We start from the raw sequence: 15,113 nt of genomic DNA on the forward strand, positions 1-15,113 counted from the left end.
CCCCTGGCAATCCTGTTGCTTCCCTACAGCGGAAGGTCGGTTATCCGTTCTATTAATGCGGCTCCCCAGATGCCCGCCACGATGACGATCGCGATCAGAACCGCAAGCGACCCGCAGTCCTTGGCAAGCTGGATATCACCGTGGAAATCCCGCGAGACAGCGTCGCAAGCCGCCTCGATGCCGGTGTTCAGCACCTCAATCAGCATAAGGAACAACACCGCCCCTATAAGCACCGCGAAGCCTCTCCAGCTGGTTGACAGAAACCACGCCGCCGGAATGGCCAAGGCAAGCAGGATGACCTCCTGCTGAAATGCGGTCTCGCTCCGGATCAGGCGGCCGAATGCCCTGACTGAATTGCGGAAGGCATTGACCAGTCGCTCCATTCAGACCCCCTTACGAATCGTTGCAAAAGGATCATGTATCCCAATCCACCCCTAGTGGAACAGGTATGAGTCGTTGGCGAAAAAGCCGTGGTCGACGGAATTGTGGACGCGCTCTGCCTTGGCGCCGGCGCCCGCCGCACCATAGGCAAAGAAGATCGGCATCAGGTGTTCGTCGGTCGGGTGATTGTCGGCAGGAAAGGGCGCCTCTCTCTTCCAGTCAAGCAAGGCCTCGGTGTCGTTGGCGGCGAGCTTCTGCGCAAACCACTGCGTAAATGCCTCGACCTTTCCCGCCAGTTCGGGATCGACAGCCGCTCCTTGCCGCATGGTTGAAAAATAGGCGCGCAGATTATGCGTGATGTGGCCGGAACCGACCAGCAACACGCCCTCCTCGCGCAGTGGAGCAAGTGCCTTGCCGATCGCGTAGTGCCAGGCAGCATCTGCGTTGGGGTCGATCGACACCTGCACGATGGGTATGTCGGCCTCGGGAAAGGCCAGCTTCATTGGTGTCCAGGTTCCATGGTCATAGCCGCGTCGGCCGAGCCGCGCCGGCAACAGGCCTGCGTCTTCCAGCAATGCCATGACCTTTTCCGCCAGCACCGGCGCACCGGGCGCGGCATAGACCATTTCGTATAGTTCCGGAGCAAAGCCCCTGAAATCGTAGATCATGTCGGGCTTGGGGTCGGTCACCACGGTGACCCCATGCGTCTCGAAATGCGCCGACATGATCACAATTGCCTTGGGCCGGGGAACCAGGGTCGAAACCGTCTCGAGATAGCGGCGCGCCGGCGTGTCCTTGATGACGATGTCCGGACCGCCGTGTGAAACGAACAAGGTGGGCATGGTGGCCATGGGCTTTCTCCTTGGCCTGCATCATAGGGCGGAATGCCTGTCTTCGGCAGATCGCGGGCGCGAGACGAACCGTTCAGGAAACGATGACGCTTCCTCCCATGGCGCTTAGTCCTGCGCCACCTTGACCGTCGGTGTGGATTTGAGAAATTGCGGCAGTCCGTCGTCGATGGCGTAATAGTCGCCCTTGTCGGCGACAAAGATATGGCTCTCGCCCACGAGGCCGGAAGGCGTGTCGAAAGCGCCTGCCATTACCGAGACGGTGTCGAGTTCATCGTGCTTCCAGAACAGGACCGACCCACACACGCGGCAAAATCCTCGCCGGGCGACCTCGGAGCTTCGATACCAGGTGATGTTTTCCGAGCCGCGAATATCCAGGTCGGCATCCGAAACATTGGTTGCCGCAAAGAAGTGTCCGCTTTGCTTGCGGCACTGCGTGCAGTGGCAATAGACAACGCCCCGTAGGGGCCCCTCTGCCGTGAATTGGACCGCGCCGCAGCCGCAAGATCCCGTCTTCATCGCCTTCTGCTCCTACACACTCGCACCGCCGCTCGCATGACGTAAAGTCATCACAGGCAGGGCCACCCAGCTGCTGCATTTGCGACATCTAGCCTGACAACTTACGGCAGAAGCGACGATCCAGTATTTCAACACCTATTACTGAAATCTCTATTGTAAAAAGTTAAGAGAATTTTTATACGAACGCGTTGTATTTCCCTGGGAGACAGACATCGCAGATTGCGGGGGGCATTCTTGTGCTGTTTTGAAAATCCAAGCCCCTGACCAATTTCTGATTGTCGAATTGCCTGACATCGGACGCGGGAGCCGCCTTAGGCACCCAATGGAGAGTGGAGCAAGGATGCAGCCTGCTGTCGCCCACAACGAGCCAAGCCATGACCTCGCGGCCAATGTGGTTGCGACGATGCGCCAAATGCGAGTGGCAAGCCTGCCGCGCAACTATGAAATTTTCTACGAGGCCCTGTCCGGCTCGAATCCCCGACTCAGCCTGGAAGTGATCGAGTTGGGCCACCACCCGACACAGGAGCGCCTCGACCAGATCGGCCGCAAGTATTTCGCCCAGAATCACAACCAGTCGATCGTGGAGCAAGCCCGCGAGGTGGTCGCTCAGGAGCTTGAGGACATTGCCCGCCTTTTGCGCTCCGAACACCAGCATCTGGAAAAATACGGCCAGATCCTCGACCAGACCTCGAGTGGGCTGAACAACCGCGATCTGATCAGCAAGGAACTGCTGCAGAAGATCGCTCGCGCCATGACGACTGCCACCAATTCGACGATCGACCACGGCAGGCAGATAGCCGACACGCTGAGCGAAAAGTCCGCCGAGCTGGAAAGCGTCAAGTCAAAGCTCGAGGAGTACAAGCGGCTGGCCGCCACAGACCCCCTCACCGATATCTGGAACCGGCGCGCCTTCGACAAGGAGCTTGCCGCGATCTACGACAGCAACAGGGGCATCCTGTTCAAGGCTCTGATCCTTGCAGATATCGACAGCTTCAAGGAGGTCAATGACCAGTACGGCCATCCCGTCGGCGACAGGATCCTCAAGGTGATCGCCGACATTCTCCAGAGCAGCACCCATGAAGCGGTCTTCGTGGCGAGGACCGGCGGAGAGGAGTTCGCGCTCATCGTCGACGGAACCAGCGAGCAGTCGACGTTCGAAATCGCCGACCATCTTCGGGTGCTGATCGAACAGACGCCGTTCAGGTGGGGCGAACCGCAGCAGGACTGCGGGCCCATCACCGTGTCCATGGGCGTCTGCATGGCTTCCGACGCAGAGAGCGCCGACGATCTCTACGCGAAGGCCGACAGTGCCCTATACCGGTCGAAAGTGGACGGCCGCAATCGCGTGACCAGGTACTCGGATATTTCGGCGCGGACGGGAAAGAACTGGAAGCTGTACCGCAAGGACTGAGCCGGGCCGACCTGCCGTAAAGCCGCCGCCGACATGGCGTCGGCCTTAGCCTGCAGCGGTCGTCTTCGCCACTCTCAGCCATCTCACGCGCCCAACAGAAAAGCGCCGGTAAGCCGGCGCTTTTCAGATTCAAGAGTGCAACCGCGCTCAGGCGCTAGCCGCCTTCTTCTCGCTGCGTTTCGCGCCCTTCTTCAGAAGCTCAGAAACCAGGAAAGCCAGTTCGATCGCCTGGTCGGCGTTGAGGCGCGGGTCGCAATGGGTGTGATAGCGGTCCTGCAGTTCCTCGTCGCGGATGGCGCGTGCGCCGCCCGTGCACTCGGTCACGTTCTTGCCTGTCATCTCGACATGAATGCCGCCAGCATGCGTGCCTTCCGCTGCGTGCACGTCGAAGAACGCCTGCACTTCGCCCAGGATACGGTCGAACGGACGGGTCTTGTAGCCGGCCGCGGTGATCGTGTTGCCGTGCATCGGGTCGCAGGACCAGACGACGTTGCGGCCTTCCTTCTGCACGGCGCGCACCAGCTTGGGCAGGTGATCGCCCACCTTGTCGGCGCCGAAGCGCGCGATCAGCGTCAGCCGGCCCGCCTCGTTCTCGGGGTTCAGGAGGTCGATCAGCTCCAGCAAGCCATCGGGAGTCAGCGACGGTCCGCACTTCAGGCCGAGCGGGTTCTTGATGCCACGGCAGTACTCGATATGTGCATGGTCGGCCTGGCGCGTACGGTCGCCGATCCAGATCATGTGGCCGGAGGTGGCGTACCAATCGCCCGAAGTGGAGTCGACGCGGGTCAGCGCCTGCTCGTAGCCGAGCAGCAGCGCCTCGTGGCTGGTGTAGAAATCGGTTTCGCGCAGGGCGAAATTGTTCTCCGAGGTGATGCCGACCGCGCTCATGAAATTCATGGTTTCGGTGATGCGGTTGGCAAGCGCCTCGTAGCGCTCGCCCTGTGGGCTGTCGGAGACGAAGCCGAGCATCCAGCGATGGACGTTCTCCAGGCTGGCATAGCCACCCTGCGCGAAGGCGCGCAGCAGGTTCAGCGTGGCGGCCGACTGGCGGTAGGCCATTTCCTGGCGCGCCGGATCCGGCACGCGCGACTTCTCGTCGAAGTCGATGCCGTTGATGATGTCGCCGCGGTAGCTGGGCAGCGTCACGCCATCCCGCGTCTCGTTGTCGGAAGAACGCGGCTTTGCAAACTGGCCGGCGATGCGGCCCACCTTCACCACCGGCTGCGCGCCGGCATAGGTCAGAACCACGGACATCTGCAGGAAGACGCGGAAGAAGTCGCGGATGTTGTCCGCGCCGTGCTCGGCGAAGCTTTCGGCGCAGTCGCCGCCCTGAAGCAGGAAGGCCTCGCCGGCAGCAACCTGGGCGAGCTGCTTCTTCAGCTTGCGCGCCTCGCCTGCAAAAACGAGCGGCGGAAAGGTGGCAAGACGGGCCTCGGTTTCAAACAGCGCAGCCTGATCCGGATAGGCCGGAACCTGCTGGATCGGCTTGTTGCGCCAGGAATTCGGAGACCACTTAGTCATTGTTGCACCCAATACATGTCTTCGCGACAGGAACCGCCCGGAAACGTCCGCATTTTCGGGACATGCCCCTATACCGGAAGCCAAGTGGCTATTCTACCCCGGATTCCGGCTGGAGCGAACGAGTTTGGCGGCCTTACTCCACGCGCTGGCCGTTCCTCACCAGATAGGTAGGCTTGTACATCGTCACAAGCTCTTCCGCCGCGCTCGGATGCAGCGCCATGGTCCGGTCGAAATCGTCCTTCGTCAGGCCAGCCTTCAGCGGAATACCCAGCAGCTGCGCCATTTCGCCGGCGTCGGGGCCAAGCACATGCGCGCCAACCACGCGCCGCGTGTCGGCATCGACCACCAGCTTCATCAGCATCTTTTCCTGCCGGCCCGACAGGGTGTGGCGCATCGGGCGGAAGGTTGCGCGATAGACCTCGAGGTTTGCGAAGCGCTTGGCCGCCTCGTCCTCGGAGAGGCCGACGGTGCCGATTTCCGGCTGCGAGAACACTGCCGTGGCGATGCACTCGTGATCCGGCTTGGTTGGATTGTTCTTGAACGCCGTCTCGATGAAGCACATCGCCTCGTGGATGGCCACGGGGGTCAACTGCACGCGATTGGTGACGTCGCCCACCGCCCAGATATTGTCGACGTTGGTGCGGGAGTAGTCGTCGACGACAATCTCGCCCATCTTGCCCATCTCGACGCCGACGCCTTCCAGGCCGAGATTTTCAGTGTTGGGAATACGGCCGATCGCCAGCATCACCTGGTCCACCGTCAGCACCTCTCCGCCGGTCACGTGCGCATCGAGGCAGCCATCCGCACGCTTCTCGACCTTCTCGAAGACCGTGTGCAGCATGATCCGGATGCCCTTCTTCTCCATGTCCTCATGCAGCATCTGCCGCAGGTCCATGTCGAAGCGGCCGAGGATTTCCTTGCCGCGATAGATCAGTGTCGTCTCGACACCGAGGCCGTGGAAGATGTTGGCGAATTCCACGGCGATATAGCCGCCACCGGAGATCACGATCGACTTCGGCAGTTCTGGCAGGTCGAATGCCTCGTCGGAAAAGATGCAAAGCTCGTGGCCGGGAAGCGCAGCGTGCGGATTGGGCCGCCCGCCAGTCGCGATCAGGATCTGGTCGGCGGTAACGGTGCGGTCTTCGTTCTCCAGACGAATCGTGTGCCTGTCCACCAGCGTGGCGCGCGTGTGGAAAATCTCGCCGCCGGCGCCCGCAACGCCCTTCTGATAGAGGCCTTCGAGCCGCGAAATCTCGCGCTCCTTGTTGTCCACCAGCTTGCGCCAATCGAAGCTCGGCTTCGGCACCGTCCAGCCATAGCCGGCCGCATCCTCGAAGTGCTCCGGAAATTGCGACGCATAGACATAGAGCTTCTTGGGCACGCAACCGCGGATGACGCAGGTGCCGCCGAACCGGAACTCTTCCGCTATCGCCACGCGCTTGCCCAGGGAGGCCGCCACACGCGCCGCGCGCACGCCGCCCGAGCCGCCACCGATGACGAAAAGATCGTAGTCGTATGCAGTCATGATTCCATCTCCGTTGGCAGCGCTGGCCACAGTTAGGAGGCAAACAGCCAAAATAAAAGCCCGGCGCGGCCGGGCTTTTCGTCTCAGACCGTGGGGCCCGTTGCCTAGTTGGCGGTCGAAGCGTCGCCGTCGGTGGCGGCTTCGGGCGCCGGCGGCGGTATCAGTCCCTTGGCCTTGATGATCTCCTCGAGCGCGGTCGCCGACTGCTCGGCCAGATCGCGGGCGATGCCGCGCTGCCAGATATCGGCAGCCTTGCCAACCTCGCGGGTGACGATCACGCCGTCCTGAAGCAGCTTCTTGCCAGCCGGGGATGTGTAGAACCCAGCAATCGCGTTGAGTTCGTCGGCAGAAAACACCCGCGCATAGGCGAGCGCCGCTTCCTTCTCCAGGTCGGCGCGGCGGCTGGCGAGCTTCAGCGCCGTATCGTCCACGGTGCTGGTGATGACCTCCTGAAGATCCGGGTTCTTCTGGATCATCTCGGACTTCAGCGCGGATGCGGCCTGCGGCAGGATACCATCGAAGAGGTCAGTGGCCTTGATCGCCGCGACCGCATCGCGGGCGGCCTTCAGATGCGCTTCCGAGACGTCCTGCGCGAAAGCCGGCACAGCGGCTGCAAGCACGACTGACGCCGCCAGAACGGTGGAAAAGCGACGAACACGGTGGGCCAAGATCATGATGGGATAAAACTCCTGTTTATCGGGTCGCATGTACCGTTCTGACACCGTCGGCGCCGGCGATGATAGCCGCTTGCGCCAAACCAAGGAACAGACCGTGTTCGACAACCCCCGGAACGGCGAAAAGACCATTTGACAGCGCTCTTGGATCGGGAATGCGGCCAAAAGATGCATCAAGAATGAAATGTCCACCGTCTGTAACAAACGGCGCGCCGTTCGTCATCCGCAATGTAAGCGGGCCGGAGAGTCCGAGACTTTCCGCAACGGAAGCTATGGCGCGCTCGGTTGCTTTGAGGCCGAACTTGTTGACCTCGATCGGCAGCGGAAACTTGCCCAGGGCCTCGACCATCTTCGTTTCGTCGGCGATGACGATCATCTTCTTCGAAGCCGCAGCGACGATCTTTTCGCGCAGCAGCGCGCCGCCGCCGCCCTTGATCAGCGAAAGCTGCGGATCGATCTCGTCAGCACCGTCGACTGTAAGGTCGAGTTCCGGCGTCTCGTCCAGCGTCGACAGCGGCACGCCAAGTTCCACACACAAGGCGGCGGTTCGCTCGGAAGTCGGCACGCCGATGATCTTCATGCCGGCGGCCACCTTTTCGGCCAGCAGCCGCACAAACTCTTCGGCCGTGGAACCGGTCCCGATACCGAGCCGGGCTCCGTCCGGAACATGGCCAAGCGCCACCCGGGCGGCCTCAATCTTCAACGCACGTGCATCCATGGGAATTGCCGCCCTCCTGTCTGGTTGGCGCTCCTATCATTTTTAGGGCTTGCGGCAAAGGTTTTCTGCCTTGCAGGCCCAATGCCCCAGGGTTGCCCCGCAGTGGCTCGCGGGCTATGCCCAACCCATCATCAGTGTAGCGCAAGGAGCAGGACCGCCAATGAGCCGCCCGATCATCGTATTCGACCTTGATGGAACCTTGATCGACACGGCGCCTGATCTGCTCGACAGCCTCAATCACAGCCTTGCGGCCGGCGGAGTACCGCAAACCGATGCGACCGGGTTCCGCAGCTTCCTCGGCCACGGCGGCCGAGTGATGATCGAACGCGCCTATGCGGCCCAACAAAAGCTGCTGCCTGTGGATGAGCATGACCGGCTCTTTGCTCTCTTCCTCGACCACTATGGCGAAAACATTCCGGGGCGGTCCCAACCTTACCCAGGCGTGCTCGACGCACTCGACCGTTTCGCAGCCGCGGGCTTCCTGCTGGCAGTGTGCACGAACAAGACCGAGAAATTCGCACGCCGACTGCTGGATGCGCTCGACATCAGCCGTCGCTTCGCGACCATCACCGGGCAGGACACCTTCGCCTTCCGCAAGCCCGACCCGCGTCACCTCACCGAAACCATCGCCCAGGCCGGCGGCAATCCGGAGCGGGCCGTGATGGTCGGCGATTCGCGGACCGACATCGACACCGCCAAGGCTGCCGGAATTCCGGTCGTGGCGGTCGATTTCGGCTATACCGACCGGCATGTGCGCGAATTCGAACCCTCGCGGATCATTTCCCACTATGACGAATTGACGGTCGGCCTCGCCGAAGGCCTGATCGCGGCAACAAGAGCGTAATCAGTGGCTTGACTTCGGGCGTGCTCGTCTCCTATATCGCGGCACGCTTCGCCTTCGGGCAGCAGCGGGCGATTAGCTCAGCGGGAGAGCACACCCTTCACACGGGTGGGGTCGTAGGTTCAATCCCTACATCGCCCACCATCCCCCTTTGAATTTATTGTTTTTCCGAACCAGTTCGCACCGTGGCAACACAGGTGCAGGCGCTTTCCCAAGCGCGTTGGACTTCGGATTATTTTTCTAAATTTTGCGGGCACAAAGCAGCCGCGGGCAAGCGATTGATGCGCCCTGCCCGCGGCCGGCTTGATGTCACATGCTGCGCGTGCGGGATGCCTCGACCTTTTCCAGCGCAAGCTTCAGGTGCGAATCGCGGTCGTAGACGTCGTTGAAATACTCTACCGTGCCGTCCATCTGCGGCCAGGCAGTGAAATAGGCGACATAGACCGGAATCTTGCGCGCGACCTTTTCCGAAGAATGGCCCTGCTTCAGCTTCTTCGCCACGTAGTCGACGTCGGTCCCCAGCAAGGCAGCGGCCATGCCGCGCGGATCGCTCAGGCGGATGCAGCCATGGCTGAAGGCGCGCGAATCACGGCTGAACAGGCCCTTCTGCGGCGTATCGTGCATGTAGATGGCGTGCTTGTTGGGGAACAGGATCTTCAGTTCGCCAAGCGCATTGGCCTCGCTGGGCGTCTGGCGCACGCTGAAGGGAACATTTCCGCCGTACTGGTTCCAATCGATCGACGAAGACGGAATGCGTTGGCCCTTGGCGTCGGTTACCTCATAACCGGAGCGGTCCAGGTAGCCGGGATCGCTGCGGAGACGCGGCAGCATCTCGTTGACGATGATCGACTGCGGAACGCCCCAGTAGGGGTTGTAGTCAACCTGCTGGATCTGGTCGTAGAAGAAGCTGGTCTGGTTGCTCGGACGGCCGATCACCACGCGCATTTTCAGCTTTTCCGCGTCGCCTTCGATATAGCTGGCGGTGAAGGCCGGCTGGTTGATGAAGACGCGCGGACTGCCGAGGTCGGAGGGCAGCCACCGCAGCTGCTCCATCGCCAGGATCACCTTTTCCAGGCGCTCTGCCTTCGGCGCACCGGCCAGCTTCATCACCGTCTGCGGGCCGACGACGCCGTCCGGCTTGAGGCCGAGCTTCTTCTGCACGGCTTCGATGACCGGCACGAGCTCTTCGACATAGACCTCGCTCGCACCGAGGCGGTCCAGCACTTCGCGATGGTTCTCGAGCTCGGCGCCATAGTCGCGGGCGATCAGCCGCAGCAACTTGGGCAGTTCCGCGCTGGTCTGGCCCGGCTTCAGCAAGAGCTTGCGGTCGACGATGATCTCATTCTCGACACTGGCTTCCAGGGCCTTGAGCTCGGCCTGCAAGGCCTGGAACTCGGCATTCTGGGGATGGCGCGATTCCAGGAACGTCCGCGCTTCCTCCGTACGGGCCAGCCTGGAAAGCATACTGACCATGTCGAGCGGCTTGGCGGGAAAATCGTGGTAACCGGAAATTCGGTTTGGGTCGACGCGGCCACCCCGCGCATCGCGCACATAGCGCAGGACGCGCGCCGAAAGCGTCATCTCGAAGCGGATCAGTTCTCGCTGGCGTGCCGCGACGTCGTCCAGGTCAAAAAGTGCCGGCGGCAGGCTGACCGCGTAGTCCGACGCACGCAGTCCATAGTCGCCCGCCTCGTCCAGTACACTCACCGCTTCCTTGGCGCGGCTGTTGGCGTTCACGCCCGAGACCCAGATGAAATCCGGGTTCGCGGCATAGTAGGCAGCAACCGCCCTGGCCACGTCCCTTTCGGCATAGAGGTCGAAGCCTTCGAGTGCCTGCAGCGCATCCCTGAAGGTGCTGCCACGCAGCGAAGGATCGTAGGCAACGCGCTGCGGCGCTGCGCCGATGTTTCCAAACTCCACCCGTACCAAGGGATCGGCCTTGTAGGTGTAGTAAGTTGGACCGGTGATTTTCTTGATCGGCTTGGCTTCCGCGGGCCGTGATGCCGGCGTTTCCGGTGCGGCCCTGGGGACGGGAGGAAACTCCCCCTTGGGCGCGCGTTGAACACGTCCGCCGCCGAACAGCACGTCGAACAAGGCCTGCGCCTCGGCTTGCGGCACGCCCGCTGCCAGCGCTCCGGCAAGCGTTGCCACCGGAAGGATTGCATGTCTCTTAGTGAAGAACTTCATCGATCACCCGTTCCCATGGGAAGTCGGCAGGATTCCTGCCGAACTTCGCGCGCAAGGAACCGGTTCGCCCGTGGCGGGTATAAGACGCCACCCTCCCGATTCACACCGATTTGGTTAAAGCTTCGTGTATTTCGAGCCGAGTGTTGCGGCGCGGTTTCAGCTTGCCGGATGCACCGGTTTGCATGTGAATTGGAAGCCGCCAGTGGCGGCAGAACGGCTGCCGTGCCATGAATATGCAAGGACGAAACACACGCAGTGCAAAGTGGGAGAGAGCAATGAAGAAGGGCTACAAGGACCTCCTGGACGAAGCAAATGCCCAGATCGAAGCGATCTCGCCGGAACAGGCAGTGCCCCTCCTCGACGATCCCAACATCGTCTTCGTCGACCTGCGCGATCCGCGCGAACTGCAGCGAGAAGGCCAAATTCCCGGTGCTGAGCATTGTCCTCGCGGCATGCTCGAATTCTGGATCGATCCGGACAGCCCCTATCACAAGGCTTTCTTCTCATCCGGCAAGAGCTTCGTCTTCTTCTGCGCCGGCGGCTGGCGCTCCGCGCTTGCCACCAAGACCGCGCAGGACATGGGGCTCGAACCGGTCAAGCATATCCTTGGCGGCTTCGCTGCATGGAAGCAGGCAGGGCTGCCTGTCATCATGCCGGATAAGAAAAGCTGAGCCGTTGCTTCAGTGCGACGGCGCCGGCTGCGATACCTGTGTGACGAAGTCGACCACCTGATCGACGACAGCGGGGTCGGACAGGATGCGCCGGTGTCCAAGGCCATAGGCCCAGAGCAGCCGAACATGGTCGCCCGCTGCAGCTAGCGCTCGGGCATCGTCGGCCGGAACTTCGGCGTCGTCCGGCGCATGCACGACCAGCGTCGGTGTGCTCAATCTCGCGAGTTGCTTCGCGCCAGTGAAATGCGCAAGTCCGTGGCCTGAAAGGTTCCTGACGCGGCGGTCAACTACCGAGGCCGAGCGGCCGCCAAGGTTCACCTGCCGGCGAAAGCTATCGAACACTTGCGAAAGCGAGTTTGGCGCCGCGATCATGACCAGCCGCCCCGTTTCAAGCGGCGCAATGCCGTCCACCGCGCCTGCTGTGGCATTCGCCGCAACCGCTCCGCCGAAGGAGTGGCCGATAACGGCGTCGAAGGGGCCGAACCAGTCGCCCGCAGCGCGCGAGGCAGCCACTGCGCTAACCAGATTCAGCCGCCGGCCTAGCGATGCGCCATGGCCGGGCAGGTCGAGCGAAATGACGCGGAAACCGGCGGTGCGGCAACCGTCGATCAGGGCGCGCATATATTCGGTGCGCGAGCGCCAGCCATGAATCACCAGCACCGTGCCGGCCGCCAATCGCCCTTCCCCCGGCCGGAATTCATGCGCCGCAACGCAGTCCCGGCCCACTTTCAGCCTGTGGTGACGCGCTTCGGCCATCAGGTCGGCAGCGCGTTCAACTGCCTTGCGCTCGCCCTCGCTCAGCGCCTTGGGATTAGGTGTGCGACAGAAAAGCTCGAAACCGACCCGCCCGCCGAGGCGCGGCGCAACAAGCTCGGCTGCGCCGAAAACGCCCCGGATGACCTTCAGCGCGATTGGTGTCATATTATCAATCCATCGAAAGGTTCAAACATGAACACAATAGTTCAATCATGAACAATAAGCAAGAACTACCCTGGGACAACCCGCGATTCCGCAACTGGGTGGCGGTGGCGCGCGCCTGCCATTCGGTCGAACGCGCCCTCGGCTCGGCGCTGGCGCCGCTGGACCTCAAGCCCGCGCAACTCGACGTTCTGATGAACCTTTATCGCCACCCCGGGCTTTCGCAGCACGAGCTTGCCCGCAAGCTGCTGGTGGGGCGCTCCAACATCACCATGCTGTTGCCGCAGCTCGAGAAAAGGGATCTGCTGCGCCGCGAAGGCGACGGCAAGGACAAGCGCATCCTGCGGCTTTCACTGACACCCACGGGTGCGGCGCTGCTGATGGAGGCGCTGAAGATCTATATGTCGCTGGTCGACAAGGTCATGGACCAATCCACCCCTGACGAATGCGAATTGCTCGGCGACCACATGCGCAGGGTGATCGAAGCCCTCAAGCCGGAATAGCCGGCATCACCACATGCTGGCTGCGCGCTCCGGCCATTCGCGGTCGTAGGCCTCGCCGTCGATGCGCGCCTTGCTGGTCACCGCCAGTATCTGGCCCGGCGTCGGCAGCGTGTTCGGGTCGACATGCTTTTCCGGGTTCCAAAGTTCGGAGCGGTGGATCGCACGCGCGCACTGGAAATAGACGGCCTCCACCGCAACCACCGTCACGGAGCGCGCTGGCTTGCCCTCGACGGTGAAGGAGGCGCAGAGCCTGGCATCGGTGGTGATGTGGGCGCGGCCGTTGACCCGCAGCGTGGTGCCGGAGCCGGGCACGAGGAACAAGAGCCCCACCCGCCCGTCGCGGATGATGTTTTTCAGCGAATCGGCGCGGTTGTTGCCGCGCCGGTCCGGCATCATCAGCGTGCGCTCGTCATGGATGCGCACGAAGCCGGCAAGATCGCCGCGCGGCGAGCAGTCCAGCCCCTCCGGCCCGCAGGTGGCGAGCGCCACGAAGGGGGAAGCCTCGATGAAGGCGGCATATTCGGGAATGATGCGGTCAAGCTCCTTGACCAGCGACGTCTCGCCGGGGACGCCATAAAGCGCTTCGAGCTCCTCGACGGTGGTGATGATGGACATGTCCCGAACCTCCCGTTTGCTCTCCCGCGCCTATTTCATCTCCATGACACCCCGGTGACGCCAGCCCGTCAACCCCGCGACAACCCCTTGGCCTCCAACTCGGCCAGATAGCCGGTCCATCGCTGTTCCTTCTCGTGGCCCAGCGTGTGCAGGTAATCCCACGTGAAGATGCCAGTGTCGTGCCTGTCGTCGAAGGTGATGCGCACCGCATAGTTCCCTATCGGCTCGATCTTCAGGATGGCCACGTCGCGCTTGCCAGGCACGGTCACCCGCTGGTCGGGCGAATGGCCCTGAACCTCGGCCGAAGGCGAAAGCACACGGAGCAGTTCGGCGGAAAGCTCGAACGGAGCGTGATTTGGGAAGGTCACCGTCAGCGTCCTGCGATCCTTCGATACCCTGAGTTCCTTCGGCGCCGTCATGATCCCACCCTTCCTGAATGCCTGCTTCATCCCTACGCGCCTTGCGGCGATCCGCAAAGCGGCAAATGGCCGTTGCGCCAAAGCTCTGCATTGCGCCAACGGCCTCGGGATTGTTACTGGCTAGCGTTATAGCCTATCTTGAATGACGAAGCCGACTATACGACATTCAAATCGCCGGCCCGGCACCCGTTGGAGGAAACGCAGTCGCATGAACATGATCGATCCATTCGGCCGCACGATCACCTATCTGCGCGTCTCGGTCACCGACCGCTGCGATTTCCGCTGCACCTATTGCATGGCCGAGGACATGACCTTCCTGCCCAAGAAGGACCTCCTGACGCTGGAAGAACTTGACCGGTTGTGCACAGTCTTTGTCGAGAAGGGCGTCAAGAAGCTGCGCCTGACCGGCGGCGAGCCCCTGGTGCGCAAGAACATCATGCACCTGGTGCGCCAGCTCTCGCGCCATCTCGAAAGCGGGGCGCTTGAGGAAATCACGCTGACCACCAACGGGTCGCAGCTTGCCCGCTTCGCTTCCGAACTCGCGGATTGCGGCGTGAAGCGCATCAATGTCTCGCTCGACACGCTCGATCCGCAGAAATTCCACGCCGTCACCCGTTGGGGCCACCTCGACAAGGTCATGGCCGGTATCGATGCTGCTCAGGCCGCCGGGCTGAAGATCAAGATCAACGCCGTGGCGCTGAAGGGATTCAACGACGCCGAGTTGCCCGACATGCTGCGCTGGGCGCATGGACGGGGCATGGACCTGACCGTCATCGAGACCATGCCGATGGGCGAGATCGACGAGGACCGCACCGATCAGTACCTGCCGCTGTCGCTGCTTCGGGCCGACCTCGAGCGCCAGTTCACCCTCACCGACATTCCCTACAAGACCGGCGGCCCCGCCCGCTATGTCGAGGTTGCCGAAACCGGCGGCCGGCTGGGCTTCATCACGCCGATGACGCACAATTTCTGCGAAAGCTGCAACCGAGTGCGGCTGACCTGCACCGGCACGCTCTTCATGTGCCTCGGCCAGGAGGATGCCGCCGACCTGCGCGCGCCGCTGCGGGCCTCGGAAGGCAACGAACTCGTCTCAAGCGCCATCGACGAGGCCATCGGCCGCAAGCCCAAGGGCCACGACTTCGTCATCGACCGCCGCACCAAGCGCCCCGCCGTCTCGCGCCACATGAGCGTGACCGGCGGGTGAGTTTTTCCCGCGCTCGCGCCTGACCCTCCCCCTTGAGGGGAGGTCGCATCCGAGCGCGGCGGAGGATGCGGGAGGGGTCATCGCGGCCGTGCGCCTACTTCGCTTTCGCGGCACAGGCTCTCCGCGCCCGAGAAACCCTCCCATCCGCGCGCCGCAAA

General features: G+C 62.4%; 16 protein-coding genes and 1 tRNA gene. 6 read left to right on the plus strand and 11 right to left on the minus strand.

Going from position 1 to position 15,113, the window contains the following annotated elements:
- Positions 1-23: 23 nt before the first annotated feature.
- The 3 genes from ABLE86_RS01345 to ABLE86_RS01355 form a co-directional block, all read right to left on the minus strand.
- Positions 24-383 (minus strand): diacylglycerol kinase, encoded by a 360-nt coding sequence (locus ABLE86_RS01345; protein WP_348777113.1) that lies wholly within the window; start codon positions 381-383, stop codon positions 24-26.
- Positions 384-434: 51 nt separating this feature from the next.
- Positions 435-1,232 (minus strand): class III extradiol ring-cleavage dioxygenase, encoded by a 798-nt coding sequence (locus ABLE86_RS01350; protein WP_348777114.1) that lies wholly within the window; start codon positions 1,230-1,232, stop codon positions 435-437.
- A 105-nt stretch (positions 1,233-1,337) separates the two neighbouring features.
- Positions 1,338-1,748, minus strand: coding sequence for a GFA family protein (locus tag ABLE86_RS01355; RefSeq protein WP_348777115.1), 411 nt, complete (start codon positions 1,746-1,748; stop codon positions 1,338-1,340).
- A gap of 340 nt (positions 1,749-2,088) precedes the next feature.
- Between ABLE86_RS01355 and ABLE86_RS01360 the strand changes: the two genes are divergently transcribed.
- The gene (locus tag ABLE86_RS01360) at positions 2,089-3,159 is read left to right on the plus strand and encodes a GGDEF domain-containing protein (RefSeq protein ID WP_348777116.1); all 1,071 of its coding nucleotides are present in this window, start codon (positions 2,089-2,091) and stop codon (positions 3,157-3,159) included.
- 147 nt (positions 3,160-3,306) lie between these two features.
- Here the strand turns inward: ABLE86_RS01360 and ABLE86_RS01365 are convergent, their stop codons facing one another.
- The 4 genes from ABLE86_RS01365 to rpiA all read right to left on the minus strand — a co-directional run bounded on the left by ABLE86_RS01365 (position 3,307) and on the right by rpiA (position 7,597).
- A complete protein-coding gene (locus tag ABLE86_RS01365; protein WP_348777117.1) occupies positions 3,307-4,680 on the minus strand; it encodes a 3-deoxy-7-phosphoheptulonate synthase class II in 1,374 nt (457 codons plus the stop codon).
- 133 nt (positions 4,681-4,813) lie between these two features.
- The gene (gene gor / locus ABLE86_RS01370; protein WP_348777118.1) at positions 4,814-6,205 is read right to left on the minus strand and encodes a glutathione-disulfide reductase; all 1,392 of its coding nucleotides are present in this window, start codon (positions 6,203-6,205) and stop codon (positions 4,814-4,816) included.
- A 104-nt stretch (positions 6,206-6,309) separates the two neighbouring features.
- Positions 6,310-6,879: a DUF2059 domain-containing protein gene (locus tag ABLE86_RS01375; RefSeq protein ID WP_348777119.1), complete on the minus strand. Its 570-nt coding sequence runs from the start codon at positions 6,877-6,879 to the stop codon at positions 6,310-6,312.
- A 19-nt stretch (positions 6,880-6,898) separates the two neighbouring features.
- Complete coding sequence (rpiA, locus tag ABLE86_RS01380) at positions 6,899-7,597, minus strand: ribose-5-phosphate isomerase RpiA (RefSeq protein ID WP_348777120.1); 699 nt, start codon at positions 7,595-7,597, stop codon at positions 6,899-6,901.
- A 160-nt stretch (positions 7,598-7,757) separates the two neighbouring features.
- On the opposite strand from rpiA, the gene ABLE86_RS01385 reads away from it, so the two are divergent.
- Positions 7,758-8,441: an HAD family hydrolase gene (locus ABLE86_RS01385; protein ID WP_348777121.1), complete on the plus strand. Its 684-nt coding sequence runs from the start codon at positions 7,758-7,760 to the stop codon at positions 8,439-8,441.
- Between the two features lie 66 nt (positions 8,442-8,507).
- Positions 8,508-8,582 (plus strand) — tRNA-Val (locus ABLE86_RS01390).
- Positions 8,583-8,747: 165 nt separating this feature from the next.
- Here ABLE86_RS01390 and ABLE86_RS01395 read toward each other — a convergent pair.
- A complete protein-coding gene (locus ABLE86_RS01395; RefSeq protein WP_348777122.1) occupies positions 8,748-10,625 on the minus strand; it encodes a L,D-transpeptidase family protein in 1,878 nt (625 codons plus the stop codon).
- Between the two features lie 275 nt (positions 10,626-10,900).
- On the opposite strand from ABLE86_RS01395, the gene ABLE86_RS01400 reads away from it, so the two are divergent.
- A complete protein-coding gene (locus ABLE86_RS01400; protein ID WP_348777123.1) occupies positions 10,901-11,296 on the plus strand; it encodes a rhodanese-like domain-containing protein in 396 nt (131 codons plus the stop codon).
- A gap of 9 nt (positions 11,297-11,305) precedes the next feature.
- Here ABLE86_RS01400 and ABLE86_RS01405 read toward each other — a convergent pair whose 3' ends face one another.
- Positions 11,306-12,217, minus strand: coding sequence for an alpha/beta fold hydrolase (locus tag ABLE86_RS01405; protein WP_348777124.1), 912 nt, complete (start codon positions 12,215-12,217; stop codon positions 11,306-11,308).
- 47 nt (positions 12,218-12,264) lie between these two features.
- Between ABLE86_RS01405 and ABLE86_RS01410 the strand changes: the two genes are divergently transcribed.
- The gene (locus tag ABLE86_RS01410; protein ID WP_348777125.1) at positions 12,265-12,717 is read left to right on the plus strand and encodes a MarR family transcriptional regulator; all 453 of its coding nucleotides are present in this window, start codon (positions 12,265-12,267) and stop codon (positions 12,715-12,717) included.
- 6 nt (positions 12,718-12,723) lie between these two features.
- Here the strand turns inward: ABLE86_RS01410 and ABLE86_RS01415 are convergent, their stop codons facing one another.
- Both ABLE86_RS01415 and ABLE86_RS01420 read right to left on the minus strand, forming a co-directional pair.
- Entirely contained in the window at positions 12,724-13,332 is a 609-nt protein-coding gene (locus tag ABLE86_RS01415) for a pyridoxamine 5'-phosphate oxidase family protein (RefSeq protein ID WP_348777126.1), read from the minus strand.
- 68 nt (positions 13,333-13,400) lie between these two features.
- A complete protein-coding gene (locus tag ABLE86_RS01420) occupies positions 13,401-13,751 on the minus strand; it encodes a DUF971 domain-containing protein (RefSeq protein ID WP_348777127.1) in 351 nt (116 codons plus the stop codon).
- A 208-nt stretch (positions 13,752-13,959) separates the two neighbouring features.
- On the opposite strand from ABLE86_RS01420, the gene moaA reads away from it, so the two are divergent.
- Entirely contained in the window at positions 13,960-14,955 is a 996-nt protein-coding gene (gene moaA / locus ABLE86_RS01425; RefSeq protein ID WP_348777128.1) for a GTP 3',8-cyclase MoaA, read from the plus strand.
- The last annotated feature ends 158 nt before the right edge of the window (positions 14,956-15,113 follow it).

The organism is Mesorhizobium sp. KR2-14, assembly GCF_040049255.1.
Taxonomy (GTDB): domain Bacteria; phylum Pseudomonadota; class Alphaproteobacteria; order Rhizobiales; family Rhizobiaceae; genus Pseudaminobacter.

What these genes read in the sequence shown, in the direction of transcription:
- ABLE86_RS01415 (WP_348777126.1), bottom strand. Translation starts at nt 13,332, where the DNA reads ATGTCCATCATCACCACCGTCGAGGAGCTCGAAGCGCTTTATGGCGTC.
- ABLE86_RS01405 (WP_348777124.1), bottom strand. Translation starts at nt 12,217, where the DNA reads ATGACACCAATCGCGCTGAAGGTCATCCGGGGCGTTTTCGGCGCAGCC.
- ABLE86_RS01365 (WP_348777117.1), bottom strand. Translation starts at nt 4,680, where the DNA reads ATGACTAAGTGGTCTCCGAATTCCTGGCGCAACAAGCCGATCCAGCAG.
- ABLE86_RS01395 (WP_348777122.1), bottom strand. Translation starts at nt 10,625, where the DNA reads ATGAAGTTCTTCACTAAGAGACATGCAATCCTTCCGGTGGCAACGCTT.
- ABLE86_RS01400 (WP_348777123.1), top strand. Translation starts at nt 10,901, where the DNA reads ATGAAGAAGGGCTACAAGGACCTCCTGGACGAAGCAAATGCCCAGATC.
- ABLE86_RS01355 (WP_348777115.1), bottom strand. Translation starts at nt 1,748, where the DNA reads ATGAAGACGGGATCTTGCGGCTGCGGCGCGGTCCAATTCACGGCAGAG.
- ABLE86_RS01350 (WP_348777114.1), bottom strand. Translation starts at nt 1,232, where the DNA reads ATGGCCACCATGCCCACCTTGTTCGTTTCACACGGCGGTCCGGACATC.
- ABLE86_RS01375 (WP_348777119.1), bottom strand. Translation starts at nt 6,879, where the DNA reads ATGATCTTGGCCCACCGTGTTCGTCGCTTTTCCACCGTTCTGGCGGCG.
- ABLE86_RS01420 (WP_348777127.1), bottom strand. Translation starts at nt 13,751, where the DNA reads ATGACGGCGCCGAAGGAACTCAGGGTATCGAAGGATCGCAGGACGCTG.
- ABLE86_RS01345 (WP_348777113.1), bottom strand. Translation starts at nt 383, where the DNA reads ATGGAGCGACTGGTCAATGCCTTCCGCAATTCAGTCAGGGCATTCGGC.
- rpiA (WP_348777120.1), bottom strand. Translation starts at nt 7,597, where the DNA reads ATGGATGCACGTGCGTTGAAGATTGAGGCCGCCCGGGTGGCGCTTGGC.
- ABLE86_RS01410 (WP_348777125.1), top strand. Translation starts at nt 12,265, where the DNA reads ATGAACAATAAGCAAGAACTACCCTGGGACAACCCGCGATTCCGCAAC.
- ABLE86_RS01360 (WP_348777116.1), top strand. Translation starts at nt 2,089, where the DNA reads ATGCAGCCTGCTGTCGCCCACAACGAGCCAAGCCATGACCTCGCGGCC.
- gor (WP_348777118.1), bottom strand. Translation starts at nt 6,205, where the DNA reads ATGACTGCATACGACTACGATCTTTTCGTCATCGGTGGCGGCTCGGGC.
- moaA (WP_348777128.1), top strand. Translation starts at nt 13,960, where the DNA reads ATGAACATGATCGATCCATTCGGCCGCACGATCACCTATCTGCGCGTC.
- ABLE86_RS01385 (WP_348777121.1), top strand. Translation starts at nt 7,758, where the DNA reads ATGAGCCGCCCGATCATCGTATTCGACCTTGATGGAACCTTGATCGAC.